At 74.2% G+C, this 25,964-nt stretch carries 23 protein-coding genes and 1 pseudogene; 6 read left to right on the plus strand and 18 right to left on the minus strand.

Translation table 11 applies throughout. The features are described from left to right. Positions 1-54: 54 nt before the first annotated feature. The gene (locus ABD332_RS28175) at positions 55-339 is read right to left on the minus strand and encodes a helix-turn-helix domain-containing protein (RefSeq protein ID WP_344505201.1); all 285 of its coding nucleotides are present in this window, start codon (positions 337-339) and stop codon (positions 55-57) included. Between the two features lie 81 nt (positions 340-420). Between ABD332_RS28175 and ABD332_RS28180 the strand changes: the two genes are divergently transcribed. After that, on the plus strand, positions 421-1,890 hold the full coding sequence (locus tag ABD332_RS28180; RefSeq protein WP_344505203.1) for a hypothetical protein: 1,470 nt from the start codon (positions 421-423) through the stop codon (positions 1,888-1,890). Here ABD332_RS28180 and ABD332_RS28185 read toward each other — a convergent pair whose 3' ends face one another. From ABD332_RS28185 to ABD332_RS28205, 5 genes are all read right to left on the minus strand, one after another. Beyond that, entirely contained in the window at positions 1,891-2,745 is an 855-nt protein-coding gene (locus ABD332_RS28185) for a formate/nitrite transporter family protein (protein ID WP_344505205.1), read from the minus strand. Between the two features lie 171 nt (positions 2,746-2,916). Then, positions 2,917-3,387 (minus strand): hypothetical protein, encoded by a 471-nt coding sequence (locus ABD332_RS28190; RefSeq protein WP_344505207.1) that lies wholly within the window; start codon positions 3,385-3,387, stop codon positions 2,917-2,919. Continuing rightward, on the minus strand, positions 3,387-4,313 hold the full coding sequence (locus ABD332_RS28195; RefSeq protein WP_344505208.1) for a GIY-YIG nuclease family protein: 927 nt from the start codon (positions 4,311-4,313) through the stop codon (positions 3,387-3,389). The genes ABD332_RS28190 and ABD332_RS28195 overlap by 1 nt, the downstream gene beginning before the upstream one ends. 31 nt (positions 4,314-4,344) lie before the next feature. Continuing rightward, positions 4,345-4,755: an ATP-binding protein gene (locus ABD332_RS28200; protein ID WP_344505210.1), complete on the minus strand. Its 411-nt coding sequence runs from the start codon at positions 4,753-4,755 to the stop codon at positions 4,345-4,347. Between the two features lie 121 nt (positions 4,756-4,876). After that, positions 4,877-6,028, minus strand: a complete 1,152-nt coding sequence (locus ABD332_RS28205; RefSeq protein WP_344505211.1) for a hypothetical protein — start codon at positions 6,026-6,028, stop codon at positions 4,877-4,879. A 134-nt stretch (positions 6,029-6,162) separates the two neighbouring features. Here ABD332_RS28205 and ABD332_RS28210 point away from each other — a divergent pair, with 134 nt between their 5' ends. Beyond that, complete coding sequence (locus ABD332_RS28210; protein WP_344505213.1) at positions 6,163-6,318, plus strand: hypothetical protein; 156 nt, start codon at positions 6,163-6,165, stop codon at positions 6,316-6,318. Between the two features lie 9 nt (positions 6,319-6,327). Then, positions 6,328-9,381 (plus strand): AfsR/SARP family transcriptional regulator, encoded by a 3,054-nt coding sequence (locus tag ABD332_RS28215; RefSeq protein WP_344505215.1) that lies wholly within the window; start codon positions 6,328-6,330, stop codon positions 9,379-9,381. Between the two features lie 77 nt (positions 9,382-9,458). Here ABD332_RS28215 and ABD332_RS28220 read toward each other — a convergent pair whose 3' ends face one another. The 5 genes from ABD332_RS28220 to ABD332_RS28240 all read right to left on the minus strand — a co-directional run bounded on the left by ABD332_RS28220 (position 9,459) and on the right by ABD332_RS28240 (position 13,257). Then, positions 9,459-10,112, minus strand: coding sequence for an ATP-binding cassette domain-containing protein (locus tag ABD332_RS28220; RefSeq protein WP_344505217.1), 654 nt, complete (start codon positions 10,110-10,112; stop codon positions 9,459-9,461). Between the two features lie 3 nt (positions 10,113-10,115). After that, positions 10,116-10,892, minus strand: a complete 777-nt coding sequence (locus tag ABD332_RS28225; RefSeq protein ID WP_344505219.1) for an ABC transporter permease — start codon at positions 10,890-10,892, stop codon at positions 10,116-10,118. After that, the gene (locus ABD332_RS28230) at positions 10,892-11,869 is read right to left on the minus strand and encodes an ATP-binding cassette domain-containing protein (protein ID WP_344505220.1); all 978 of its coding nucleotides are present in this window, start codon (positions 11,867-11,869) and stop codon (positions 10,892-10,894) included. Before ABD332_RS28230 ends, ABD332_RS28225 begins: the two co-directional genes overlap by 1 nt. A 14-nt stretch (positions 11,870-11,883) precedes the next feature. Next, on the minus strand, positions 11,884-12,546 hold the full coding sequence (locus ABD332_RS28235) for a DUF4097 family beta strand repeat-containing protein (RefSeq protein WP_344505221.1): 663 nt from the start codon (positions 12,544-12,546) through the stop codon (positions 11,884-11,886). A gap of 99 nt (positions 12,547-12,645) precedes the next feature. Then, complete coding sequence (locus ABD332_RS28240; RefSeq protein WP_344505223.1) at positions 12,646-13,257, minus strand: TetR/AcrR family transcriptional regulator; 612 nt, start codon at positions 13,255-13,257, stop codon at positions 12,646-12,648. Between the two features lie 61 nt (positions 13,258-13,318). On the opposite strand from ABD332_RS28240, the gene ABD332_RS28245 reads away from it, so the two are divergent. Then, positions 13,319-14,794, plus strand: coding sequence for an MFS transporter (locus ABD332_RS28245; protein WP_344505224.1), 1,476 nt, complete (start codon positions 13,319-13,321; stop codon positions 14,792-14,794). On the opposite strand, the gene ABD332_RS28250 is transcribed toward ABD332_RS28245, so the two are convergent. From ABD332_RS28250 to rph, 5 genes and pseudogenes are all read right to left on the minus strand, one after another. Further along, the gene (locus ABD332_RS28250; RefSeq protein ID WP_344505226.1) at positions 14,764-15,588 is read right to left on the minus strand and encodes a hypothetical protein; all 825 of its coding nucleotides are present in this window, start codon (positions 15,586-15,588) and stop codon (positions 14,764-14,766) included. The two genes, ABD332_RS28245 and ABD332_RS28250, sit on opposite strands and share 31 nt — an antisense overlap. A gap of 264 nt (positions 15,589-15,852) precedes the next feature. Then, complete coding sequence (locus tag ABD332_RS28255; RefSeq protein ID WP_344505228.1) at positions 15,853-16,530, minus strand: GNAT family N-acetyltransferase; 678 nt, start codon at positions 16,528-16,530, stop codon at positions 15,853-15,855. Between the two features lie 69 nt (positions 16,531-16,599). Then, positions 16,600-16,899, minus strand: a complete 300-nt coding sequence (locus tag ABD332_RS28260; protein ID WP_344505230.1) for a BBE domain-containing protein — start codon at positions 16,897-16,899, stop codon at positions 16,600-16,602. 595 nt (positions 16,900-17,494) lie between these two features. After that, positions 17,495-17,956: pseudogene (locus ABD332_RS60115) on the minus strand (FAD-binding protein); the annotation flags it as partial. A 58-nt stretch (positions 17,957-18,014) separates the two neighbouring features. Further along, positions 18,015-20,558 (minus strand): rifamycin-inactivating phosphotransferase, encoded by a 2,544-nt coding sequence (gene rph / locus ABD332_RS28270; protein ID WP_344505233.1) that lies wholly within the window; start codon positions 20,556-20,558, stop codon positions 18,015-18,017. Between the two features lie 254 nt (positions 20,559-20,812). Between rph and ABD332_RS28275 the strand changes: the two genes are divergently transcribed. Further along, positions 20,813-22,597 (plus strand): putative bifunctional diguanylate cyclase/phosphodiesterase, encoded by a 1,785-nt coding sequence (locus ABD332_RS28275; protein ID WP_344505234.1) that lies wholly within the window; start codon positions 20,813-20,815, stop codon positions 22,595-22,597. Between the two features lie 64 nt (positions 22,598-22,661). Then, positions 22,662-22,832 (plus strand): hypothetical protein, encoded by a 171-nt coding sequence (locus ABD332_RS28280; RefSeq protein WP_344505235.1) that lies wholly within the window; start codon positions 22,662-22,664, stop codon positions 22,830-22,832. A gap of 5 nt (positions 22,833-22,837) precedes the next feature. Here the strand turns inward: ABD332_RS28280 and ABD332_RS28285 are convergent, their stop codons facing one another. Together ABD332_RS28285 and pdxR are read right to left on the minus strand one after the other, a co-directional pair. Beyond that, entirely contained in the window at positions 22,838-24,478 is a 1,641-nt protein-coding gene (locus ABD332_RS28285; RefSeq protein ID WP_344505237.1) for a DUF6461 domain-containing protein, read from the minus strand. 40 nt (positions 24,479-24,518) lie between these two features. Beyond that, the gene (pdxR, locus tag ABD332_RS28290) at positions 24,519-25,934 is read right to left on the minus strand and encodes a MocR-like pyridoxine biosynthesis transcription factor PdxR (RefSeq protein ID WP_344505238.1); all 1,416 of its coding nucleotides are present in this window, start codon (positions 25,932-25,934) and stop codon (positions 24,519-24,521) included. Between the last annotated feature and the right edge of the window lie 30 nt (positions 25,935-25,964).

A 25,964-nucleotide genomic window follows, 5' to 3' on the forward strand; every position in this document is an offset into this window, starting at 1 on the left:
CGCCGCCGCAGCCGGTCCCGGGCTGCGGCGGCGCGGCCGCTTTCCGGCCCGTCACTACGGTCCGGCGGCCTTCTCCAGCGCGCGGATCTCGACCCACAGCGCGCGCAGCCGCTCGACCTCCCGGTCGCTGCGCCCGAAGACCTCGAGCATGTCGTCGACGTGGTGCCACTTCGGCGACCGCTCACCGATCCCGTTCAGCACCCGGAACACGGTCGACTTCGAGATCCCGACCTGTCCCGCGATCGCACTGTACGAAGGTTCCCCGGCCTCCCGATGGGCTTCCATCAGTTCCTCGGCCAGCCGCCTGCGCAGTGCCCCCAACTTGACGGCGTCGTCCATCATCCAAGCATGCCGATGAATGCCATCCCGGTAAAGCACGACCGCGGGGCGCGGCGGCTGCGCGGATAGCATGATGGGACGATGGTGTTCCGTCGATCGAGCAGGCAGGACCGGGTCCAGCACGCATTGGCCGCCGCGGTGTACGAGGGCGACCGCCGGGCCCGGGAGCGGGTCGAGCGGTGGTGGGCGGCCGGCGGGGACGACCGCGAGAAGGTGTGGCGCGGGGCGTGGTTCCTGCTCAGCGCGGCGTCGTTCCGCTTCGGCAACCACGAGCAGCCGGCGCGGGTCGCCCCGGTGCTGGAGTTCCTGCTCGAGCCGGACCCCACCTCGACCTACCGGCCGCAGGTCCGGCTGACCGCGTGCCTGCCGCAGACCGCCGCGGACCCGCCGAGCGGCGTGTACCTGGGCGACCCGTATGTCCAGCGCATCGTCGAGGCCGCCGTCGGTTTCCCGGACGAGGGCCTGCGGCAACGGCTGGCGGACCTGCTGGCGGGCACGGACCAGCCCGGGCTGCTGGACGCCCTGGAGGTCGCGGTCCGGCCGTACGCGCGGCCGGGCCACCGGTTCATCGGCACCGCGCCGGCCGGGCGGGACGCGCGGCAGGACATGTGGCTCGGCGAGCAGGGGGCGCTGCTGCGCATCGTCCTGGCCAACCCCGAGCTGCCCCGCCCGCCCGCCGACCCCGGCGACGTCGACCTGGCGCTGCTCGCGGTGCTGAAGCAGCGGCCGGACCTGCTGCCCGCGTTCGACCAGGGGGCGCTCGCCGGGCGCCTCGTCGAGTACGCGGGCACCGACCTGCCCGAGGACGCCCTCGACCTGTGCCGCCACGCGCTGCGCGGGTTCACGTCGCCGAAGGCCGTCGCGGTGGTGTGCGACCAGGCGGTCCTCGGCAACCCCGAGGCGGCCGCCGCGGCCCGCGACGCCGGCTACCGGTCCGCCTGGACGTCCGGCCTGCTGCTGCTCACCCGCCAGTTCGACGCGTACCGCGAGCACGACCCCGACGGGCGGGTCCTGCAGCTGGCGTGCGCCCTCGACAAGCCGGAGATCAGGGAGGACACCGTCGTCGGCCTGGTGCTGGCGCTCCTGGACACCGACCCGCCCGAGGACGTCGCCGCGGCGGTCCGCCGGTCCCTGCGCGACCTCGGCGCCGGGACCGGCGACTCGATGCAGGACCTCCGCCGCCTGTGGATGCGCCGGGGGGTCCTGGCCCGTGCGGTGAAGCTGGAGCCGGAGGCGGTCGCGGCCGTCGTCGACGCGGGCTACCTGCCCGAGGACGACGAGCGTGCCCTGCTCCCGCTGCTGTTCCTCACCGAGCAGTTCGACCGGTACGACCGGGAGGACCCCGACGGCACGAAGCTGCGCGCCGCCCTGGCCGAGCGGCGCCACCCGTACGAGCACGAGCACTTCCGGACCGTCGCCGAGCGCAACGGGCGCGACGATCCGTGGCCGCCCTACGAGCCGCCCCCGGAGCGCTACCGGTCGGGTGTGCACGTCACCACCTGGCCGAGCAGCATGGGTGGTGGCGGCCACTCGTTCGGCGGGTACCCGTAGCTACTTGACGAGGACCGGTGCCTCCTCGGCCGCCTGCTCGGCGACGGGCGCGCGGCGGGAGGCGCCGGTGCGGGCGTGCGTCGAGTAGACGGTGAGGCCGACGAACGTGATGCCGCCGACGAGGTTGCCGATGACGGTCGGGATCTCGTTCCAGATGAAGTAGTCCGCGATCGAGAAGTCGCCGCCGAGCATCAGCCCGGACGGGAAGAGGAACATGTTGACGATGGAGTGCTCGAAGCCCATGTAGAAGAAGACCAGGATCGGCATCCACATGCCGATGACCTTGCCGGACACGCTGCTGGAGATCATCGCGGCGACGACGCCGGTCGAGACCATCCAGTTGCACAGGACGCCACGGATGAACAGGGTGAGCATGCCCGCGGCACCGTGGTCGGCGTAGCCGACCGTCCGGCTCTCACCGATCTTGCCGAGCGCCTGGCCGACGGCGTTCGGCTCGACCGTGAACGCGTAGGTGAAGATCACCGCCATCATCACGGCGACGGTCAGCGCGCCGGCGAAGTTGCCGACGAAGACCAGCCCCCAGTTGCGCAGCACACCGCGTAAGCGCACCCCGGGCCGCTTGTCGATCAGCGCGAGGGGCACCAGCGTGAACACGCCGGTGAGCAGGTCGAAGCCCAGTAGGTACAGCAGGCAGAACCCGACCGGGAAGAGCAGGGCCCCGACGATCGGCTGGCCGGTCTGCACGGTGACCGTGACCGCGAACGCGGCGGCGAGGCAGAGGATCGCACCCGCCATGTACGCCCGGATCAGCGTGTCCCGGGTGGACATGAAGACCTTCGCCTCACCGGCGTCGATCATCTTCTTGGCGAGTTCAGGTGGGGTCACATACGACACAGCGTTGCTCCTCCGGGGCGGCTCAGGAATGGATCAGGGGGCGCCGCAGGCTTGATTGCTCGGACGTTTCCGGTGCGGGTCGAGTCTGCGGAGTGCCTGTTACCAACATGTTGCGCGCTCGAAAGCCCCGGGTCACGTCGCGCTCACAGACGGCGCACACCCAGTGCGACGTCAGTTCTCCAGCGTCGCCCGGAGCCGGTCGACGGCGCGCAGGATCTCCGCGCGGTGCTTCGCCGCCGTCATCCAGGCCGGCAGCCGCGCGACCAGCGTCAACCCGCCCGGGCCGGGGCCGCGCTCGCGCAACTTCGCGCCGACGAAGCCGCCGAGGATGTCCAGGTGCCGACGGTTGAACGCCCACAGGACCCGCCCGCCGCAGCACTCGGCGCGCAACCACAGCGGCCCGCCGAAGAACGGGTCGACCGGGCCGCCCCACACGGAGGTCGCCCCGGCCGGCTCCCACGCGGCGGCGTAGCCGCAGGCGGCGCACGTCAGCCGGCGCGGCCACGACGCCACCCACCGGCTCCCGGTGGGCCGAGCGGCGTTCACGGCGCGGCCGCCGCAGCGCGGGCACACCACCAGGATGTCGTCCGCCGCCAGCTCGTACAGGCTGACCTGCGGATCCTGGAAGCGCGGCCGGTCCATCAGCGGGCGTGCGCGACGGCCAGCCGGCTCGCCAGCTCGGCGCTGCGGGCCGCGAACGGCGCCCATGCCTCCGGCGTCCGCTCCAGGAACCGCTGCGCGTTGGCCTCCCGGCAGTCGCGCTGCGTCCAGGTGCACAGCCGGCCGCCCTTGACGTGGAAGCGGACCAGGAGGTCGTCGGCCCAGCCGTACACCTCACAGTCGGCGGCGCCGTCGACCGTCACCTTCTGCTCCGCGACGAGCCAGTCAATCGCCTCGAGCTCCTCCTGTACACGCTGCGCGACCTCGAACGCGAGACCCTCCGACGCCCGGTCCCGCTGCCGCGTGAGCAGCTCCCGCACCGCGTCGATCGCGGCCCGCTCCCGCCGCAGCAACCCGGCCGTGGTGGCGACGAGGGTGTCGCGGTCGGCGGCGTCGACCCCGCGGATGCGGGCCATGTCGCGCTCCGAGCCGGTGAGCCGGTCGCCGGTGTACCCGAGCGGCAGCACCCGGCCCAGCCCGTTGAGCGCCAGCCGCGCCTTCGTCCCGCCCAGGTACGGGCCGAACACGTCCTGCACATCGGGTGTGAAGGGTCCGTAGTCGACGACGAGCCGCGGCACCCCGCCGCGGCGGTCGAGGCGCAGGTAGATCGGCACCTCCAGGCCGCCGCGGATCCGGTTCCAGCGCGGCTTCGACCGCTCCAGCAGGTTGCGCTCCAGCCAGGCCGCCTCGTGCACCGAGTCGCACACGACCGCCTCGACCCGCACGATCTGCGTCACCATCCGCTTGAGGTGCCGCCTGCCGCGCAGGTCCGACCAGTACGAGCCGACCCGCTGCCGCAGGTCGGTGGCGCGCCCGATGTACAGGACCTTGCCGCTCTCGTCGCGGAACCGGTACACACCGGGCGTCTTCGGCAGGCTCGCCACCGCCGCCCGCGCCGCCGTCGTCACGCCCGGCATCCTACGGTCCCCAGCTGGGCGGTCACCGCCAGGTGAGCTGCTTGGTGAAGCGCAGCAGCGTCCCGGTCCCGTCGACCGACACGACGTCGAGCCCGTCCACCACGGCCGCGACCAGCTGCAGCCCTCGCCCCGAGTCCGACCACAGGTCGCCGGGCCGCACGCCGGCCGGGTCGAAGCCGCCGCCGTCGTCCGTCACCTCGATCACGCAGCGGTCGCCGTCCACGCTCACATCGACGTGGTACGTCGTGGCGAGGCCGGCGTGCTCGATGACGTTGGTGCACGCCTCGGTCAGCGCCAGCCGGATGTCGTCGCGGCAATCCTGCTCGACGCCCGCCCCGGCCAGGGCACCGTCCAGCATGCGGCGGGTCTGCCCCACCCGTGCCGACTCCCGCGGCAGATCCAGCGACATCTGCAGATGCACCGCGTCGGTCATGAGCTCGCTCCCGCCTCGTCCGGATGCCGCACGGGGTACCCCGCGAACGCCCACCCGTAACGGCCAACGATCGCGACGGCCGGTTCGTCGCCGGGTCGGGAGCGGAAAAACCCCGCTGCGGTCAGGGCAGCCAGGCCATGACCCGGGCGGAGGCGTCCAGGCCGTCCGCCGGGACCAGCTTCGCGGTGCGGGCGGCGAGGTCGACGATGACGATCTGCTTGTCGACGACCGCGGCGAGCACCTCGGCGTCCTTCACCGGCTGCCAGGTCTGCGGGTCGTCGTACAGGCGGACGTCGATGCCACCGTCGGGCAGGGTGACGGTCGGCTCGGCGCCGATCGCCCGCGTCGCGGGGTCGATGGACTGGAACGTGCGCTTCTCCATGGTGTAGAGCAGCGGACGGCAGCTGCCGGGGACGAAGAGCACGCTGTGGGTGCCGCCGGTGGTGCCGGCGAGCGCGATGTCGGAGCCGGTGAAGGTGCCGGCCTTGCTCAGCTCGGCGTCGCCTGTGCGCTCCCGCAGGTGCAGCGCGTCCTTGGTGGAGCCGGCCGTGGCCGCGACCCGCTTGCCGCACTCGGCGGTGGGGTGCCACATGCCCGGCGAGTCCACCAGCTTCGGGGTCTTGCCGCCGAGCACCGCGACGGTCGTGGTGTCGGCCTTGATGACGGGCGCCGTGGCGGTGATGTCGACCGAGATGCTGTCCGGGATGGCCTTGCGCCGGTCGAACTTCAGGTGCGTGTCGTCCAGCCACTCGCCGCAGTCCAGCTCGGTCGTGGCCGTCACCGTCGTCGCGCCCAGCGTGTACTTCGCCGACTTGACCTTGTCGACGACGGTCACCTTGCCGGCGAAGTCGGCGACGACGAGTTCCTCGCCGCGCAGGTACGAGACCCGCTTGCTGTCCGGCGAGGTGCGCAGGCACAGCTTGTTGGTCGACGCGTCCCCGGCGACCTTGCGCTCGCTGCCGTCGGCGATGGTTCGGGCCGTCACGACCTTGCCGCTGCGGTAGACGAACGTCTTGTGGTCGGCGGTGACCTCGTATTCGAAGTCGGAGGAGCGCGGCACGTCGAAGGGCGCGATCGACAGGTGCCCGTCGGCCTCCTGGGTGAGCAGCTTCAGCCCGCCGGTCGTCGTGACGAGCAGCTTGCCCGCGACCTTCGGCGGCGGCTGGGGCGACGGCGAGGACGACGCGCCCTGCGACGCCTTCGAGCCCCCGCCCGAACCGCAGCCCGCCAGGCCGATCACCACCGCTGCGAGCACCACGAACTGACGGCGCATGCCGTGCCCTCCCCCCGTTGGACGCCTTTTGTAACACATCGCCACCTCGCCGACCGCCCCGTCGTGACGGGCGGCACCCCACCACCGGAGCGCCGTGCGGCAGGATCGTCAGTCATGGACGCGTTCGTCATGCCGTGGAAGGCGTCCGCCGCGACGGCGTCGAGACCTGCGCCGCGAAGATCGTGTATGTCACCGTCGCCCCCGACGGCTCCGGCGAACGCCCCGTGCCCGCCGCGCTGCGGAGCGTGCTGTGCGCACCTCACGGCATCGACGAGGCGCGGTCTGGTTAGCTTTGCGCCGTGCGAATTGCCGTCCTTGGCCCACTTGAGGTCCATACGCAGACCGGGGCGCCGGTGGAGATCGCCGGGGTGCGGCTGCGGATGCTGCTCGCCCGGCTGGCGCTCGAGGCGGGCCGGCCGGTGTCGGCGGAGCTGCTGATCGACGACCTGTGGGGCGAGGACGCGCCGGCCGGGGCGGCTGCCGCGCTGCAGGGGCTCGTGTCCCGGCTGCGGCGCGCGCTGGGCGACGCCGGCGGCGTGGAGCTCGTCGCCGGCGGATACCGGCTGACGGTGCGTCGGGAGGACGTCGACGCGCACCGGTTCGAGGACCTCGCCGCGCAGGGCCGGCGGGAAGCGCCCGCGCAGGCGGCCGTCACCCTCGACGCGGCGCTCGGCCTGTGGCGGGGCGCGGCGCTGACGGACCTGCAGGACGCGCCGTTCGCGCGGACCGTCGCCGCCGGGCTGCACGAGCGCCGGCGGGACGTCGCCACGGACCTGTTCCAGGCGGAGCTGGAGCTGGGCCGGCCCGCCGAGGTGCTGCCGCGGCTGGGCGCCCTGGCCGCCGAGCACCCGCTGAGCGAGCGCCTCGCCGGGCTGCGGATGCAGGCGTTGGCCGCGACCGGCCGCCAGAGCGACGCCCTCGCCGTGTACGAGGAGATCCGGGGCCGGCTCGGCGACGAGCTCGGCGTCGACCCGGGCGCCGCGCTGAAGGAGCTGCACCTGGCGCTGCTGCGCGGCGAGATGGAGCAGCCCGCCAGGCGGGCCGAGACGGTCGCGCCGAACCGGCTGCCGGCGCAGCTCACCAGCTTCGTCGGCCGGGACGCGGAGCTGGCGCAGCTCGCCGCGCTCCTGGACGCCAACCGGCTCGTCACCGTCGTCGGTCCCGGCGGCGCCGGCAAGACGCGGCTGGTGCTGGAGGCGGCGAGGGCCGCCCGGCAGCGGGTGTGGTTCGTGTCCCTCGCCGCGGTCAGCGACCCCGACCACCTCGCCGACGCCGTCGTCGCCGCCCTCAACGCCTCCGACGGCCGGCTCTACGAGGGCGGCCACACCACCCTCGACCGGGTCGTGGAGCTGCTCGACGTCGGCGACGCCGTCATGCTGCTGGACAACTGCGAGCACCTCGTCGACGCCGCCGCCGAGCTCGCCGACCAGCTCCTGACCCGGCTGCCGCGGCTGCGGGTCCTCGCCACCAGCCGCGAGCCCCTCGCCATCACCGGTGAGGCGCTGTGCCACCTAGGGCCCCTCGAGGTGCCCCGCGACTCGGTGGAGCCCGAGGAGGCCGCCCGGGCGGCGGCGGTGCGGCTCTTCGTGGACCGCGCGGCGACGGTGCGGCCCGGGTTCGCGCTCGACGAGTCGACGGTCGACCACGTGGTGGAGATCTGCTGGCGGCTGGACGGGATGCCGCTCGCGCTGGAGCTCGCCGCCGCGAAGCTGCGGTCGATGAGCGTGGACCAGATCGCCCGGCGGCTCGACGACCGGTTCCGCCTGCTCAGCTCCGGCAGCCGGTCCGCGCTCCCCCGCCAGCGCACCCTCCTCGCCGTCGTCGAATGGAGCTGGGACCTGCTCGAGGAGCCGGAGCGGGTCCTCGCCCGCCGGCTGGCGACCTTCCCTGGCGGCGCGACCACGGCGGCCCTGGAAGCGGTCTGCGCCGACGGTACGCTGCCCGCCCGCGACATCTTCTACGTGCTCGACGCGATGGTGGAGAAGTCGATCGCCGGACGGTCCGGCGACCGGTACCGGATGCTGGAGACGGTCCGCGCGTACGCGCTGACCCGCCAGGAGGGCGACGACATCGGCGAGCGGTTCTGCCGCTACTACCGGGACCTCGCCGAGGAGCACGACCCGCTGCTGCGCACCCGGGACCAGCTCGCGGCGATCGCGGTCTTCGACGCCGAGCACGACAACCTCGCGCACGCGCTACGGCTGGCCGTGGACGCCGGCGACACGGCGACGGCCGAGCGGTTCGTCGGCGCGATGTTCTGGTACTGGGGCATGAGCGGCATGACGGCCCAGTTCGAGACGTACCTGCGCTACGGCGGCGCGCTGCCGCAGCAGGCCCGGACGGCGTTCGGGGTGGTGCGGGCCAGCATGGACGTCGACTCGGCCGGCGCCCGCGAGTTCCACCCCGCGCGGCCGCTGATGCGCATGACGCAGCTGGCGCACACCACCGAGGAGTCCGACCTGCTCGAGGCGCTGGACTCGCCCGACCCGTGGATCCGGGCCAGCGCGCACTGGGCGAAGGACTTCCTGCTCACCGAGGAGGGCGACCTGCGCTCCGGCGCCGCGTCCCGGCGTGCCGCCCTCGAAGGGTTCGAGGCGGTCGGCGACCGGTGGGGGCTCGTGCTGAGCCTGCTGCCGCTGGGCCGCGACCACTCGCTGCGGCGCGAGCACGGCCCGGCGATCGCCGCGTTCGAGCGGGCCGTCGTGCTCAGCTCCGAGCTCGGCGTCGAGGACTACCTGTACCTGAGCCGGGCGCGGCTGGCCCGGGAGCGCCGGCGCAGCGGGGACATCGACGGCGCGCTGCGCGACATCAGGGCCGCGCAGCGCCGGGCCCGCGAGCGCGGCCACCGCCGGATGGAGGTCAACATCCTGGTCGGCCTCGCCAACGTGCACCGCCTCGCCGGCGACCTCGCGCAGGCCGACCGGACCCTCGACGAGCTGGAGGCGCTGGTGCGGCGCGGCGCCATCCCCGAGCCACTGGCCCGCGACCTCATCGTCAGCACCCGGCTGGAGAACCGTCTCGCCGAGGGGGACGTGACGCCGGCCGCGGCGCTGCTGCCCGAGGCGGTCGCGTCGCTCGTCGCGCAGGCCTACAGCGCCGGTCTGGCGTGGGCGGCCGAGCTGCTCGCCGGGCTCCTCGCGCTGCGGGACCGGCCCGGGGACGCGGCCGCGGCGCTCGGCATGAGCGAGGTGATCCGCGGCGAGTTCGACCACGGCGAGCCCGAGCTGCGCGCCCTCGCCGACCGGCTGACCGCCCGGCTCGGCGACGAGGGCTACGCCGAGGCGTTCCGGCGCGGCGCCGGCACGCCGCGACCCGACGCGATCGCCCGGGTCGTCGCCCTCGCCACCGCCTGAACCACCGGCTGAACCACCGCCTGAACCACCGGCCGAGTCACCGGCCGAGCCATCGGCTGACCGGCGGTCGCGGGAGGTCATTCCGGCGACCCGGTGAGCGCGGCGAGGACCTCGTCGAGGGTGGGCCGGCGCAGGCCCAGCTCGTCGGCGGTGACGCCGGCCGCGTCCAGCCGCCGCACCAGCGCCGACAGCAGCATCGGGTCGGTGGCCGGCACGGTGAGCAGGCCGCCGGCGTCGCGGGCCGGGACGGCGCCGGTCAGCTCGGTGAGGATCCGGGTGATCGCGTCCGTGTCTGCGGGCACCGACGGGTGGACGTGCAGGATCTGGCCGCCGACGCGCCGCCGCAGCTCCCCCGGCCGGCCTTCCGCGAGCACGCGGCCCCGGTCCAGGACCACGATCCGGTCGGCGCACCGCTCGGCCTGCGCGGGGTCCCGCGTCGTGAACAGCACCGTGCCGGCCCGGGCCGGGTCATCGGCGGGGTCATCGGCGGGGTCGGCGGCGGGGTCGGCGGCGGGCTCGTCGAGCAGCAGGACCGGCGTGGCCGTCTTCGTCCAGCCGGCGTCAGGTCGTACCGACGCCGCCAGCACTGCCAGGAGGGTCGTCTTGCCCGCCCCGGCGGGGCCGAGGACGGCGGTGACCTGTCCGGCGGTGACCCGCAGGTCCACCCCGTCCAGCGCCACCGCGTCCCCGAACCGTTTGACCAGACCGCCGGCCTCGATCGCGTACCGCATCGCTTACTGCGCGTCGCCGTTGAACTTCGAGGTCGACCAGAAATAGCCGAGCACCGCGAGCCCGGCGCACCAGCCGACCGCCAGCCACCCGTTGTAGCCGATGCCGGTGCCGAGCAGCAGGCCGCGGAGGGTCTCGATGGCCGGCGTGAACGGCTGGTACTTCGCGATCGGCTGGAACCAGCCGGGCATGGCGTGGATCGGCACGAAGGCGCTGGACAGCAGCGGCAGCAGGATCAGCGGCAGCGCGTTGTTGCTGGCCGCCTCGGCGCTCGGGCTGATCAGGCCCATCCCGACCGCGATCCAGGTGACCGCGAGGGCGAAGAGCACCAGCAGCCCGAACGCGGCCAGCCACTCCAGGACCGAGGCGTCCGTGGACCGGAAGCCGATCGCGACGCCGACGGCACCGACGAGCACCACGCTCGCCACCGACTGCAGGACGCTGCTGATGACGTGGCCGATGAGGACGGCGCCGCGGTGGATCGCCATCGTGCGGAAGCGGGCGATGATGCCCTCGGTCATGTCGTTGGAGACGGAGACCGCGGTGCCGATGACGGTGCTGCCGATGGTCATCAGCAGCAGGCCCGGCAGCAGGTAGGCGATGTACTCCGAGCGGCCGCCGCCGATGCCGGCGCCCATGACGTCGCCGAAGATGTACACGAACAGCAACAGCAGCATGATCGGGGTGAGCAGCAGGTTCAGGGTCAGCGACGGGTAGCGGCGCGCGTGCAGCAGGTTGCGGCGCAGCATCGTGCCGGAATCCCGGATGGCGAGGGCGTTCATCACACAGTCTCCTTGTCATTGGTGTGGGCGTCGGTGTGGGCGTCGGTGCGGGCGTCGCCGGTCAGGGCGAAGAACACGTCGTCGAGGTCGGGCGTGTGGACGGTCAGCTCGTCGGCCTCGACGTCGGCGGCGTCGAGCCGGTCGAGGATGGACCGCAGGTCCCGCTGGCTGCCGTCGCTCGCGATCTGCAGCGCGAGGGACTCGTCGTCGCGGGCGGCGTCGCGCAGCGCCAGGCCCGCCGCCTGGTAGGCGACCGGGTCGGTGAAGCGGAGCCGGACGTGCCCGCCGGGGACGAGCCGCTTCAGCTCGCCGGCGGTGCCCTCGGCGACGATCTTCCCGCCGTGCAGCACCGCGATCCGGTCGGCGAGCTGGTCGGCCTCCTCCAGGTACTGGGTGGTGAGGAAGACGGTGGCGCCGTCGTCGACGAGCTCCCGGATGATCTGCCACATGTTGTGCCGGCTGCGCGGGTCGAGGCCGGTGGTGGGCTCGTCGAGGAAGATGACCCGAGGGTGGCCGACCAGGGTCATGGCGAGGTCGAGGCGGCGCTTCATGCCGCCGGAGTAGGTGGAGGCGGGCTTCTGCGCCGCGTCGGTGAGCGCGAACCGCTCCAGCAGCTGCGCGGCGGTCCGGCGGCCGTCGCGCTTGGACAGGTGGTGCAGGTCCGCCATGAGCAGCATGTTCTCCTCGCCGGTGATCAGCCCGTCGACGGCGGAGAACTGGCCGGTGACGCCGATCGCGGCGCGCACGGCCTGCGGGTCGGCGGCGAGGTCGTGTCCGCCGATCCGGATGCCGCCGGAGCCCGGGCCGGGCGAGACGAGCGTGGAGAGGATCTTGACGGCGGTGGTCTTGCCGGCGCCGTTCGGTCCGAGCAGGGAGAAGATCGTGCCGGCGGGGACCTCGAGGTCGACGCCGTCGAGCACGAGCTTGTCGCCGTAGGACTTGCGCAGTCCGTGCGCCGCGATGGCCAGGTTCGTCATGGTGGTGGCTCCTTCTACAGGCTGTGGGCGGCGATGTCGCCGGTGGCGGTGGTGGCGCGGATGGTCAGGTCGGCGGTGCCGGTGTTCCTCAGCGCGTTGTGGATGCGGCCGTGGCTGGTGCCGGCGTCCAGGGCGGCGGACACGCCCGGCGCGGCGCCGACCGTCACGTCGCCGGCCTGGGTGCGCAGCACGACCTCGCCGCGGACGGCCTCGGTGATGCGGATGTCGCCCTTGGCGGTGCTGATCTGTGCGGGGCCGTTGAGGCGGCCGACGCTGACGTCGCCGGCGAGCGTGGTGAGCCGGACGCTGCCGACCTCGTCGAGGTCGACCGCGCCGTGCGCGCCGTCGTAGGCGACGTCGCCGAACCGGCCGGCGGCCCGCAGGTCGGCGCTGGCCGCCTTCACCTCGAGCCGGGACCCGGCCGGCAGCTGGACGGTCACGTCGACGGAGCCGGACGCCCCGAGGATCTGGTGCCCGGCGTCGGCCTCGATCCGCAGGACGCCGTCGGCGTACTCGACGGTCGTCCGCTCGGCGATCTTGACGTCGCGGCCCTTGGCGGCGTCGGCCGGCAGCACCTCGACGGTCGTGTCGGCGCGGTCGCCGGCGATGAACCGCACGCGGCCGGCGGGGATGTCGAGGACGGCGGAGATGGGGGCGGGGGTGTCGAACGTCTGCATGGTGGGCTCGCTTCCCTGGTCCGTGTGCCCGCCGTTCTGGCGTGCACAAGGACCATCGCGAGCCCCGCTGACAGCGCACTGACAGCGCGCAGATCCCGGCTACCGCAGCCAGCGGTCCAGCTCGGCCAGGAGGCCGTCCACCTGCGGATACAGCGCGTCAGCGATGTCAGCGGGCGACTCGCCGTCGCGGGTGCGGCGCCCGGACTCGCTGATGAGGATCTGGAAGACGCCGGCGAGGGCGATCCCCTGCAGGCGGGCGACCTCCGGCGCGACGCCGGAGGTCTCGGCGATGGCGGCGGCGAGCGCGGTGGCCTGCCGGTCGCTCATCTCCAGGGCGAGCCGGTGCACGGCCGGGCTGATCGCCGCCAGATACCCGAGGTTGCCGCGGGCGAGCTCGGCCGGCATGTCGCGGATCGCCGCCACCGTCTCCAGGACGAAGCCGCGGACGGCGGCGGCCGGGCTGGTCCCCGCCGGCCGGGCCCGGATCAGGTCGCCCAGCTGGTCCTGTATCTGCTGCTCACGGTCGGTGACCAGGTGTTCCTTGGTCGGGAAGTAGTTGTAGAGCGTCTGCTCCGCCACCTCCGCCGCGCGGGCGACCTCACTCACCGTCACCCGCTCGTAGCCGCGCTCCGCGAAGAGCCGGGCGGCGGTCTCGGCGATGAGCCGGCGCGTGCGCGCCTTCTTCAGGTCACGGAGTCCGGTGCCAGCCATTCCTGAAGTGTACCGCACCACATTTCTAGGGTGGACTCTAAGTTTGGGTTACGCTCTACCCATGGCCCCCACCTCGCTCCGCCAGGCGTGGCCCGCACTGACCGGGCTCGCCGCCGTGTTCCTGTTCGAGATGCTCGACAACTCGATCCTCACTGTCGCGCTGCCTACCATCGGCCGCGACCTGCACACCTCCACCGTCGCGCTGCAGTGGGTCACCGGCGCGTACTCGGTCGCGTTCGGCGGGCTGATGCTGGCCTTCGGCGCCGTCGCCGACCGGTTCGGCCGCCGCCGCGTCATGCTCGCCGGCCTGACCCTGCTCGGCGCCGCGAGCCTGGCGACGGTGCTGGTCACGACCGCCGGGCAGCTCATCGCCGTCCGGGCGGTCATGGGCGTCGCCGCGGCGATGACGACCCCCGGCTCCGCCGCCCTCGCCTTCCGGCTGTTCGACGACGACCGCCTGCGTGTGCGCGCGATGACCCTCATCTCGACCGTCGGACTGGCCGGTCTCGCGGTCGGCCCCTCGCTGGGCGGCTTCGTGCTCGCCGCCCTGCCCTGGCAGACGCTCCTGCTGGTCAACGCGCCCATCGCGGTGCTCGCCATCGTCGGGGTCCGGGCCGGCATCGCCCCGGACACGCCGGCCGGGCTGCACCGCGACCCGGTCGACGTCCCCGGCGCGGTCCTCGGCACGGCCACGATCGTGCTGACGCTGCTCGCGCCGACCCTGTTCGTCGAGGACGGCCCGCGGGCCGGGTGGGCGGCGACCGTCGGGGCCGTCGCCGCGGCGACCCTGTTCGTCGTGCGGGAGCGGACCGCCCGGCACCCGCTGCTCGACCTGCGCCTCGTCGCCCACCCGCTGGTGTCGAGCGGCCTGGCGTACAAGGCCGCCGCGGGGCTGGCGACGGCCGGCCTCGGCTACATGGTGACCCTCGACCTCCAGCTCGGCCGGGGCTGGACGCCCGCGCACGCCGCGCTCGGCATGCTGCCGCAGGTCGCCGTCCTCATCGCCGGCGGGCTGTTCGTCGACCCGTTCGTGCGGCGGGTCGGCCTCGAGCGGGCCGCCTGGATCAGCGCCACCTCGGTCGTGGCCGGGCTCGCCGTCTTCACCCTCCTGCACGGCGCCGGCTACGTGTTCGTCGCCGCCGCCCTGGTACTGGTCGCCGCGGGCCTACGCGTCGTCGGCGTCGTCGCCGGCGTGAACGTGCTGCGCGGCCTGCCGCCGGAGCGCACCACGATCGGCGCGGCCCTCACCGACACCGCCACCGAAGTGACCTCCGGCGCGGGCATCGCTGTCACCGGCACGATCCTCGCCGCCCTCTTCACCGGCACCATCACCGCCCCGCACTGGAGCGCCGCGCAGACCGCCCAGTTCGACGGGGCGGTCACCGTCGCCGGCCTGACGCTGACGACGGCCGCCGCCGCCCTCGTCGGCTGGGCCCTCCTGCGCACCCGCCGCGCCGCCACACCCTCAGCACCGCCCCGCTCCGCCGGTGCCAGCGGGCAGCCTGCTCACGCCAGCGGGCCGTCGCGGAACGGGTAGCTCTCCGGGTACAGCCGCTTCAGCCGCCGCGTCGCGATCCAGGCGACGACCGTGATCGACAGCGGCCCGCCGAGCACCGTGACCAGCCAGACCGGGTGCGGCATCCCCACCGGCTGCGCCCCGCGCACGGCCAGCACACCGAAGATCCAGGCGGTGATCGTCGAGGTGATCGGCGCCAGCAGCGGATGCCCGTCGTCGGCGCGGAAGAGGCCGGTGACGACCAGCCAGATCGACTTGAAGAACCAGATCACCGGCAGGATCAGGATCAGGAAGTTCACGATGCCGGGCAGGCGGGCGTCCAGCCAGGGGAACGCGACGCTGAAGCTCCAGAAGTAGGCCACGAAGACCACCACCGTGCCGATCGGCCACAGCAGCTGGCGGGCGGTGGCGAGCCGGGCGCCCCGCCGCGCGGCCACGACGAGGGCCAGGCTCACCACCACGGACACCCCGATGCCCGCCACAGCGGTCAGGATCGCGGACAGCGCGATCTCGCCGAGCCGGTCCTCGGCGGCGGCGAACGTGTAGACGCGGCCGTTGACGACGGCGTTGGAGGCCTCGGGCTTGGCCTGCCCCGGCTGGTACGGCGCGCTCACGACCCGGCCGAAGCCCTGGTAGACGATCGCGACGACGATGAGCGTCGCGAGGCCCAGCAGCGAGCGCAGCCGGTTCAGCCCGCCGATCGCCTCGTCGAGCCCGCCGAGGTACATGCCACGGGGCTGGAAGAAGAAGTTGGGCACCCGCCAGATGCTGAAGCTGTCCGTGCCGTTCCTGACGCTTCCCGGTGAACCCGACATCGCCGCCTCCCGTCCGCTGGTGAGCCGAGCGTGGCACGGCGGTTGCGGACGGTCATCGGGCGACGGGCCACCACCCGGCGCCCGCCCGGCTCGGGCGCCCCGCCCCATCGCTCGGGCGGCCCGCCCCCACGGCTCGCCGGCGCGGCCGACCGGCGCGCGCCACCCACCGCGACGGCGGTGGATGTCTGGAACATCGCGACCGGGCGATGCCGCACCGGCGGATGCCCGTCCCGCCGCCGCGGGGGTACACGGCGCGGTACACGCTCAGGGCACGCGGTAGCCGTGGAACCGGACGGGCCGGCGGACCACGAAGCCGAGTCGTTCGTACACCCGGATCGCGCCAGTGTTGCTCGACGCGACGTGCAGGAACGGGCGCTCGCCACGGCCGGTGATCCGGTCGATGGCCGCCCTCGTCACGCGCGCGGCGAGGCCACGGCCGCGGGCGCTCGGGGCGGTGCACACGGCGCTGATCTCGGTCCATCCCGGCGGCCGGAGGCGCTCGCCGGCCATGGCGACCAGCGCGCCGTCCTCGCGCACGCCGTGAAACGCCCCGAGCTCGGCGGTCCGCGCCCAGAACGGCCCGGGCCGCGCCTGCTCGGTGAGCGCCAGCATCTCCTCGACGTCGCCCGGGCCGAGCTCCACCACCCCATCGGCGGGAGCTTCCGGCTCCGCCCGGTCGAGGACCATCTGGAACCCGTCCAGCTCGAACACCGGCTCCCACGACGCCGGCGGCGTGACGTCGGCGCTGAACAGGTCGGCGAACCCGCCGCTGCCCAGCAGCCGCGCCAGGTCGTCCCAGTCGGCCGCCGTCGGCCGCACGGGCACCGCCACGAACGTCGAGACGCCCTCCTGGTACGTCGCGGCGTCGCCCACCCGCCGGGCCAGGTGCGCGTGCGCGCCGCGCAGCGACTGCCCCACCGGATCGTCGAGTACTTCCACCATGTCGCCCCCTCGTCGTGGACGATCATCCTGTCAGGCCCGCGATCCACGGTGAGCACCCGGCACCGTGATCTACAGGGTCCCGAAGCACCCGTCCGGGTCGTACGCCGCCTTGACGGCCCGCAGCCGGGGCAGGTTGGCGCCGAAGTACGCCTCGGCGGCGTCGGGCAGGTCCGGGTCGGGGAAGTTCTGATACACGCCACCGGACCGCCACGGCGCGGGCAGCCGGTAGGAGCCGTCCAGCCACCGCAGCGCCTCGGGTGCGTCGCCCGGGTCGGCGGTGGCGACGTGGTGCAGCAGGAACCGTTCGGCGCGGTGGACGAACGCGGTGGCGTGCGGCGCGACGCGGTTGTAGGCGCCGCCCATCGGCATGAGGTCCAGGGTCCGCGACTGCCCCGGGCGGCGGCCCTCCGTCAGCTGCCGGAGCAGCGCGTCGACCGCCGCGCCGGGCAGCGGACGGGCGAAGAACCCGGACCTGCTGAACGTGTGCCGGCCGGTGTGGTCCGCGCCGGCGGCCAGCAGCCGCTTCGTCTCGCGGTGCGACGCCGCCCGCCGCCCGCCGCTCGTCGGACGCGGGCGCGGCGCCGACCAGCGCGACGCACTCGTCGAGGACGGCGTCCGCCGCGGCCGGCGGGCCCGCCATCGTGCCCACCACCGACGCGGCGGGTGGCAGGGCGGGGTCCGCGGGCACGGTGAGGTGCAGGCTGGCGGCGAGCTCGTCGGGTGCCGACGGCGCCCACGCCTGCCACACCCGCACGACGGCGGCCGCGTGACGCGGCGGCCAGGCCAGCCGGAAGCCGAGCATCGGCGGTGCGGGCACCGTGGCGAACGTCAGCGCGGTGACGGCGCCGAACCGGCCGGTCCCGCCGCGCAGCGCCCAGAACAGGTCGGCGTGGGTGCGCTCGTCGCAGGTGACGACCCGGCCGTCGGCGAGGACGACCTCCGCGGCGCGCAGCCGGTCGCAGGTGAGGCCGTGCAGGCGGCCGAGGACGCCGAGCCCGCCGCCGAGGGTCAGGCCGGCGATGCCGACGCCCGGGCCGCAGCCGGCCGGGATCGTCCGGCCGGTCCCGTCGAGCGCGTCGTACACGCCGGCGAGGGTCGCCCCCGCGCCGACGCGGACCATGCCGTCACCCACCGCCACCGCGTGCATCGGCGCCAGGTCGATGACCACGCCGGTGGTGGTGGAGCGGCCCGCGAAGTCGTGCCCGCCGCCGCGCAGGACGGCGGGCAGTCCCTCCTCCCGGACGAACGCGACCGTCGCGGCGACGGCCGCCGGCGTGCCGCACCGCACCACCGCGAGGGGCCGCACGTGGTGGAACCGTGGGTCGGCCGGCCGCCGCAGCGCCTCGAACCGGGCGGACCCCGGCAGCGCCACCTCGTCCGCGACCCGGGCGAGCGCCGCCCAGCCGGCCGCCGTCGTCTGCGTCATGGCTGCGACGGTACGACGGCCGGCGGGGGCGGCGCTTGAACGAATCGGGCACCCGGCCTCAGGACAGGATCTCGACGTAGCCGTCGGTGCCGTGGACGCGGATGCGCCGGCCGTCCTCGATGGCGGTGGTGGCGCCGACGACGGCGACGACCGCCGGAAGGCCGTATTCGCGGGCGATGACGGCGCCGTGGGTCATCTGGCCGCCGACCTCGGTGACCAGTCCGGCGATCGCCACGAACAGCGGGGTCCAGCTCGGGTCCGTGTAGGCGGTGACGAGGATGTCGCCCGGCTCGAGGTCGGCGTGCGCGAGGTCCAGCACGACGCGGGCGCGGCCCTCGACGACGCCCGCGGACACCGGCAGTCCCGCCAGCGCACCCGCCGGGACGTCGTCGCGGCGGTACGCGCCGGTGATCGCCTCGCCGTCCGAGGTGAGCACGCGGGGTGGGGTGAGCGTCGCGTACGAGCGGAAGTCCTCCTTGCGGCGGTCGATCAGCGACGCGTCGGCGTGGCCGGTGCGCACGACGTCGTGCAGCTCGTCGAAGCGCAGTTGGTAGATGTCGTCGCGGTCGCGGAGCACGCCGGAGCGGACGAGGCGGCCGGCCTCCTCCAGCAGTGCCTGCTTGTAGATGAAGTAGCGGCTGACCATCCCGTACTTCGGGTATTCGCGGTACCCGATGAACGTCCGCACCCGGTCGATCTTCTGCTTGGTCTCGCCGGCCTTCGCGGCGCCGTCCGGCAGGGCGCGCAGGCGCTCCAGCAGCTCGTGCTCCTTTGCGAGGGCGTCCCGCCGGCCCTCCTCGAAGCGCCGGGCGGCGGCGCCCGGCTCGAAGTTCCTGACGTTGCCGAGGATCACGGGCACGAGGGTCGAGGGCTCCTCGCTCCAGCGCGGGCGGGTGATGTCGATCTCGCCGGCGCAGCGCATCCCGTACATGTCGAGCCACGCCTCGATGGCGTCGCGCGCCTCGGGACCGCCGGGCAGCTTCGCCATGTCCTCCAACGAGAACTCGGCGTGCTCCAGGTAGGCCACCAGGTCCGGGTGCGGGCGGATCACGTCGGCGACGTCGAGCAGCGCCAGGCCCATCTCCGACGTGACGTTGTGCGGCACCGACTGGGTCAGCGGGTCGGAGGCGTTCTTCTCCCCCAGCCACGTCTCGAGGTGCTCGTTGAGCCACCAGGCGGCCTCCATCGCCGACATGAACACCTGGTGGCTGCGCCGGTCGAACAGGAGCCGCCGCAGCTCCTGGAGGTCGGCCTGGACGAAGTCGAGCAGCGCCGTCCCTGACAGCGGGCGGATGGCCTCCCGCAGTTCGGCGATCGAGGCCTGGTGCTGCGCGATCAGGTCGACGACGACGGCCGGGTCGGTCGGGAGCTCCTCCGGCGTGGCGCCGGCCGGCAGCAGGGGCGGGGCCGCCCCGTCCAGCGCCGGCGCGATGTACCCGTCGCGGTCCAGGACGGTCCGCAGCGCGTCGCCGGTCAGCGGGTCGGACCTGCCGATCATCTCCAGCAGCGCGGCCCGGCCGGCCGGCGCGGCGACCCGCGCGGTCACGTCGACGAACAGCCGGCCGCCGGCCTCCGCCATCGGCGCGGGGGTCGTCATCTGCCAGAACGAGAGCCCGAGCGGCTTCATCGCGTCGGTCATCATCTGCTGGTGGCCGACGGAGAGGTACACGTGGTTGGCCCCGTCGGTGGTCTCCGGGATCGGGAACAGCGTGGTGATCGGCCGGCTCTGCACGACGTGCAGGTCGTCGCCGGCCAGGCACCACTCGATGTCCTGCGGGCGGCCGAAGTGCGTCTCGATCCGCCGGCCGAGCTCCGCCAGCCGCACGACCTGCGCGTCGTCGAGCGCGGGCCGGGCCTGCTCGTCGGGGTCGATCTCCCGTTCCGACGTGCCGCCCGCCGGCGCGGGGTCGACGGCGAGCCGCTTGACGCCGATCGTCCTGGCGACGATCGTCCCGCCGCGCACCGTGTACGAGTCGGCGTTCACCAGACCGGACACGAGCGCCTCGCCGAGTCCGTTGACCGCCTCGACGCAGACGGACCGCCGGTCGCCGGTAACGGGATCGGCGGTGAACATGACGCCGGACGCCTCCGGCAGGACCATCCGCTGGACCACCACCGCCATGTGCGCCGCGCCGTCCGGGATGCCGTTGCGTCGCCGGTACAGCACTGCGCGGTCGGTGAACAGCGACGCCCAGCACCGGCTGACGTGCCGCAGCACCTCGGCGGCGGGCACGTTGAGGTAGGTGTCCTGCTGGCCGGCGAACGACGCGGACGGCAGGTCCTCGGCGGTCGCGCTGGACCGGACGGCGAACGTCACCTGCGCGCCGAACCGTCCCAGGGCGGTGGTGATCGCGGCCGCCACGTCGTCCGGGAACGCGGCGTCCTCGATCGTGCGACGGATCCGCGCGTTCGGCGCCGCCGGGTCCGGCGACGGTACCGCCGCCATCACCCGCTGGAAAGCGGCCGTGGTGACGCAGAAGCCGGGCGGCACGCGGACGCCGCCGATCCTCATCAGCGCGCCCAGGTGCGCGCCCTTACCACCGACCGCATCGATGCTCGCCTCGTCGACCTCGTCCAGACCCAGCACGTACTGCTCGGGCATTCCGAATCCCCCCTCGCTCCGGCCGACGATTCTGCGCCAGGACCCGGGTCTTGCCGCAAGACCCCCGGTGCGGTATACGTTAAGAGTGGCGAGGGGTTATCTCCTTGCCTTTCGTTGTTTCCGGGCCCGCTTCCGAGCACCGTCGGTGGCCGTCCGCATGCGGGCCGCTGCGCCGGTTGAATAGCAGGTGACAGGCCGATTACCGGCGAGTACAGCCCTTGGTGCCACGGGTTTGCTCGCTGATGATTGACGCCGTGGATCACGGGGATGCCGCCATGCCGTCCGACACGGTCGGGCCACTCGCGCGGCCGGTCGGCGTTGTCGAGTCCACCATGCGGTGCGAGGACCTCGACCTGATGTTCCGCGCGGACCCGTCGCTGCACAGCGTCGCGGTCATGTACCTCGACGGCGGCATCGGGCTCATCAGCCGCAGCCGCTTCGCCCAGCTGATGTCGGGCCCGTTCGGGTACGGGCGGGCGCTGTGGGCGAGGACCCCGGCCGGGCGGACCGCCGACCCCGCCCCGATGATCGTCGAGGAGACCGCGCTCGTCGCCGACGTGTGCGAGCAGGTGAGCCGCCGGGACCAGGTGCGCCGCTACGACGACGTGCTGGTCCGCCGCCCCGACGGCCGGCTCGCGCGGGTGTCCGCGGCACGGCTGTACGAGACGCTCGCCGCGCTCATGGCGGTCCAGGCGATCCGCGACCCGCTGAGCGGCCTGGCGAACCGGGCGCGGTTCCTGCACCGGCTGACCGCCGCCTGCCGCGACGGCGACCAGACCGGCCTCGCCGTCGTGTACCTCGACCTCGACCGCATGAAGCACGTCAACGACACGCTCGGGCACACGGTCGGCGACCGGCTGATCGTCTCCGTCGCGCACCGGCTCACCGCCGCCGCCGACCCCGGCAGCGTCGTCGCACGGCTCGGCGGCGACGAGTTCGCGGTGCTCACCCGCGTCGCCGGCCCGCGCCAGGACCATGCGGCGCTCGCGCTCGGCGAGCGGTTCCGCCGGGCCGTCGCCGCGACCGATCCGGCGCTGCCCGCGGGCGCGCACAGCACGGCGAGCGTCGGGGTCGCGGTGGCCGGGCCAGGCGCCGACGGGGCGACCCTGCTGCGGGAGGCCGACGCCGCGATGTACCGCGCGAAGCAGGCCGGCGCCGACCGCGTCCAGACGGTCCACGGCGTCGGGGCGCTCACCGACGGCCGCGACGACGACGTGCTCGCCGCGATGGACCGGGGCGAGCTGCGGCTGTTCTACCAGCCGATCATCGGCATCGACGACGGGCGCGTCTGGTCGGTGGAGGCGCTCGTCCGCTGGCAGCACCCGCTACGGGGGCTGCTGACGCCGGACCGGTTCCTGCCGGAGCTGCGCCGGCTCCGGCAGCTGCCGCAGCTGGACCGCTGGGTGCTCGACCGCGCCTGCGCCGACGTCGCACGGTGGGACGCGGTGCTCGGCGACCGGGCGCCGCGGTGCGTCAACGTCAACCTCACCATCGACACGCTCGGCGCCGCCGAGTTCACCTCGCTCGTGCTGGACTCGTTGCGCCGCAACGGCTCCGCGCCCAGCCGGCTGCGGGTCGAGCTGCCCGAGTCCGCGGACTTCGCCCAGCTGCAGGACGCCGCCGGCCGGCTGCGGGACCTGCGCGACACCGGCGTCGGCATCGTCCTGGACGACATGGGCGCCGGCTCCGCGACCCTGCGCAACCTCTCCGCCCTGCCCGTCACCGGCGTGAAGATCGACCGTTCGTTCGTCGCGGGCATGCTCGACAACCGCAGCGACTTCGCCGTCGTCAAGCTCCTCGGCGACCTGGGCCGCAGCGTCGGCATCGACGTCACCGCCGAGGGCGTCGAGGCCGACGAGCAGCTGGAGGCGCTGCGGCAGCTCGGCGTCCGGTTCGCGCAGGGCTATCACCTCGGCCTGCCCGCCCCCGCCGAGCACCTCACCGCCCTGCTCCGCACCGGCGCCCGCCCCCGCGGCGTCGCCAGCATCCCGGCCGAGCCGGCCGCCCGCCCCGCCACAGCCGGCCGCCACCGCGTCTGACCCGCCGCCTCGCTCGCGGCGGTGCGAGTCGTCAGTACCCACGGAGAAGCGGGACACCGCGGGCGTGCCGGCGGGGGTGACGCTCGGCAGGTACGACGGGCCGTGCACGATCACCAAGGCCGGGACGGTCATCAGCGCCAAGCTCGTGAAGTGCGACCTGGAGATCCGGGTCGCGAACGTCTGGACGAACAACCGCCTCGACAACGGCACGGCGATCGCCAACAAGCCCTCGTAGCGCCCCTACGGCAGGTCGAACGCCGCCCGGAAGGCGGCGATCACCGCGGGCGGGTCGCCGAACTGCACCGCGGGGCGGACGGTGGCCATGGCGGCGATCAGTGGGTCGTCGTGGTGGGCGTGGACCAGCGCGTGCAGCGCGGCGAGCTCCGGGTCGGGCGGCGGTGGCTCCTCGCCGCTGAGACCCAGCCTCCCGACGTGCACGATGGACTCCCGCGGCACCCCGCGCCAGTGGGCGTACGCGGCGTCGTGGTCGGCGAGCCAGGACGGTGGCGGCGCGCCGCGTTCCAGGGCGATCAGCCCGGCCTCGGCCCAGTCCTTGTCGATCAGGCCGGACCGGGTGCAGCAGAACCGTGCCGCCCACAACGCCATCGCGCGCTGCGTCCCGGCGTCGGACCCGGCGATCCGGTCGATCAGGTCCCGGTCGTACGGGACCAGGCCCAGCGTGTAGAGCTGCACGTCCGGCTCGAACAGCCGCGGATCGGTGGGGATCCGCCCGCCCCACGTGGTGCGCAGGTCCTCCAGCCGCCACCGCTCCTCGTCGCGCTCCCGCGCCTCCCGCTTGCGGCGCACGGCGGCGCGCTCGGGCGGCGGGGGCTGCGGGGGCGGGATCACGACGTCGCGCAGCTCGGGGAAGTCTCGCCACAGGTCCGCGATCCGCTCCGCCGTGGACCCGCCCCCGTCCGCAGTGGCGAGCTGCCAGCACAGGTCCTCCGCCGGGCCGTGCCAGGGTTCGTCAAGGCGCCCGACGACCCGGTACGGCTGCTGCCGAACCCACAGATCCATCCGTTCGATGAGCCCGGCCGGGGCGAACGCGAGCGCGAGCGCCAGGGCACGGTCCTCGTCGAGCACGGTCGTCCCGGCGTGGCCGAGCGCCCGCTTGACCCGTGGGTCGGTGACCCCGCGCCGCCGCCACCCTGCGAAGTCCCCGAAGTCGTGGTCGTTCCAGCCGTACGGGTCCTGCGCGCAGGCCGTAAGCTCCTCCCGCACCTCGGCGTACCACGGCTCCGTGGCGACCCGGCTGCCCGGGCCGCCGACGCCGGCGCAGTGGAAGGTCGCGGCGTCCAGGAGCTCGATGTCCCACCGTACGCCGGTCATCCGCTCCATCAACGCGAACGTCCGCTCCTGGAAGTCCGCGTCGAAGCCGTTCCCGTCGTCGTCGAGGTCCTCGCCGTAGCCGCCGAACGTGAAGCCCAGCTCGGTGAGCAGCCCGTCGAGCCGCCCGGGCTCGGCGCCGTACGGGTCGTCCGGGTACCCCGGGTTGAAGCACACCAGTTCGCTGCCGCCGGCCGCCCACGTGAAGCTCGGTGTGGTGTTCTCGTTGTAGTAGAACGACACCAGCTCGCCGGCCGCGGACAGCGCCCGGACCACGTCGCGGTCCGTGCACAGGTACCCGTTGGGTTCGATGACCATCGTCCAGTCGCCGAGCCGCGTCGCGACGACGTACTTGAGGTCGGTGGGGTGCGAGGCCCCGTCCTCGTCGACCCATTCCCGCACGGCGTCCTCGGCCAGCAGCGCCGTCTGCGCGGACACGATCGGGACGGGGTCGGCCCCGCCGAGGATGCCGATGACCTCGTCCGGCCCCGCGCCGCGGACCAACGTGACACAGAAGTCGAGCGGCAGCACCTGCTCGACCCCTGCGACCACAGCTCCACTGTGCCCCGCGGACCGCCCGGCCGCAGGCGATTCAGCGCGGCCGCTCCCCGGACAGCCACGCACACAGCCCGGTGATCGCCGGGGTGACGTCGGCGGTCGGCAGGCCACCGAAGCCGACGAGGAACCCGTCCCGTGGGTGCCGGCGCTGGTACGTGCGGCGCAGCGAGCTCAGCAGGATGCCGTGGTCCTCCGCCAGGCCGTCGAAGGCGGCGTCCGGCGGGGTGCCGGGGCCGACGACGGTGAGGTGCAGCCCGGCCTGCGCGGGCAGCGGGTGGTATCCGGCCGGGAGCCGGGCGCGCAGCTCGCGGCAGAGCCGGTCCCTGCGGCGGCTGTACGCGGCCCGGGCGCGCCGCAGGTGCCGGCCGAAGTGGCCGCCGGCGATGAGTGCGGTGAGCGCGTCCTGGATCAGGGGCGGCGGGCACCAGTCGACGGCCTGCCGCACGGCGGTGATCGCCGGTGCCAGGGTCGGCGGGGTGACCAGGAACCCCGCGCGCACGGCCGCGCCGAGCGTCTTGCTGAACGTGCCGATGTAGATCACGCGGCCGTCGCGGTCCATGCGGAACAGGGGCTCCAGCGGCCGGGCGGTGTGCCGGAACTCGGTGTCGTAGTCGTCCTCGAGCACCGCGGCGTTGTGCGCGCCGGCCCATCGCAGCAGCTGCGCCCGCCGGGACCGGGCCATGACCACGCCGAGCGGGTACTGGTGCGACGGCGTGACGTAGACGAGCCGCGCCGCCGGCGGGATCGCGTCGACGACGATGCCGTCGTCGTCCACGGGCACCGGCACCACGTCCGCGCCGTGGGAGCGCAGCAGCTCGTGCACCGGCGGGTAGCCGGGCTCCTCGATCGCGACGACGTCGCCGGGCTCGGCCAGGACGCGGGTCACCAGGTCGACGGCGTGCGCCGCGCCGGACGTCACGACGACCTGCTCCGGGCCGGCCGTCACGCCGCGGGACATGCCGATCCAATGCGCGATCGCCGCGCGCAGGTCCTCGTTGCCGGCCGGGTCGCCGTGATGCGTCGCCGGCCCGTGCGCCGCGGCCGCGACGCAGCGCCGCCAGGCCGCGGTTGGGAACAGCGCCGGGTCGACCCGGCCCGAGCGCAGGTCGAACCGCGCCACGGTCTCCGGACGCTGGTCGTACCGGCGCAGCGACGCGGCCAGCGGCGTCGGCTCGAGGGCGGCCGGGGGCGGCCCGCTGGGGACCGGGTCGGCGCCCGCCAGCACGAAGCTGCCGCCGCCGGCGCGGCCCTCGATGTGTCCCTCGGCGGTGAGCCGCTCGTACACCTCGGTGACCGACGACCGCGCGATCCTCAACTCCGCGGCGACGGTCCGCGTCGGGGTGAGCCGGTCGCCGGGTTCGAGCCCGCCGCTGTCGATCGCGTCGCGGATCTGCTCGTACAGCTGCCGGGTGTTGCTGCGCGGGTCGTCCGGGTCGAGGAAGAGCTCCACCGCCCACCTCCACTTGGTCTGGTCGAACCC

Source organism: Dactylosporangium maewongense (assembly GCF_039531485.1).
In the GTDB taxonomy this organism is placed as follows: domain Bacteria; phylum Actinomycetota; class Actinomycetes; order Mycobacteriales; family Micromonosporaceae; genus Dactylosporangium; species Dactylosporangium maewongense.

Bases quoted from the DNA above. Each gene is read 5' to 3' on its own strand.
- ABD332_RS28175 (WP_344505201.1), bottom strand. From the start codon at position 339: ATGGACGACGCCGTCAAGTTGGGGGCACTGCGCAGGCGGCTGGCCGAG.
- ABD332_RS28180 (WP_344505203.1), top strand. From the start codon at position 421: ATGGTGTTCCGTCGATCGAGCAGGCAGGACCGGGTCCAGCACGCATTG.
- ABD332_RS28190 (WP_344505207.1), bottom strand. From the start codon at position 3,387: ATGGACCGGCCGCGCTTCCAGGATCCGCAGGTCAGCCTGTACGAGCTG.
- ABD332_RS28200 (WP_344505210.1), bottom strand. From the start codon at position 4,755: ATGACCGACGCGGTGCATCTGCAGATGTCGCTGGATCTGCCGCGGGAG.
- ABD332_RS28205 (WP_344505211.1), bottom strand. From the start codon at position 6,028: ATGCGCCGTCAGTTCGTGGTGCTCGCAGCGGTGGTGATCGGCCTGGCG.
- ABD332_RS28220 (WP_344505217.1), bottom strand. From the start codon at position 10,112: ATGCGGTACGCGATCGAGGCCGGCGGTCTGGTCAAACGGTTCGGGGAC.
- ABD332_RS28225 (WP_344505219.1), bottom strand. From the start codon at position 10,892: ATGAACGCCCTCGCCATCCGGGATTCCGGCACGATGCTGCGCCGCAAC.
- ABD332_RS28230 (WP_344505220.1), bottom strand. From the start codon at position 11,869: ATGACGAACCTGGCCATCGCGGCGCACGGACTGCGCAAGTCCTACGGC.
- ABD332_RS28235 (WP_344505221.1), bottom strand. From the start codon at position 12,546: ATGCAGACGTTCGACACCCCCGCCCCCATCTCCGCCGTCCTCGACATC.
- ABD332_RS28240 (WP_344505223.1), bottom strand. From the start codon at position 13,257: ATGGCTGGCACCGGACTCCGTGACCTGAAGAAGGCGCGCACGCGCCGG.
- ABD332_RS28245 (WP_344505224.1), top strand. From the start codon at position 13,319: ATGGCCCCCACCTCGCTCCGCCAGGCGTGGCCCGCACTGACCGGGCTC.
- ABD332_RS28250 (WP_344505226.1), bottom strand. From the start codon at position 15,588: ATGTCGGGTTCACCGGGAAGCGTCAGGAACGGCACGGACAGCTTCAGC.
- ABD332_RS28255 (WP_344505228.1), bottom strand. From the start codon at position 16,530: ATGGTGGAAGTACTCGACGATCCGGTGGGGCAGTCGCTGCGCGGCGCG.
- ABD332_RS28260 (WP_344505230.1), bottom strand. From the start codon at position 16,899: ATGCCGATGGGCGGCGCCTACAACCGCGTCGCGCCGCACGCCACCGCG.
- rph (WP_344505233.1), bottom strand. From the start codon at position 20,558: ATGCCCGAGCAGTACGTGCTGGGTCTGGACGAGGTCGACGAGGCGAGC.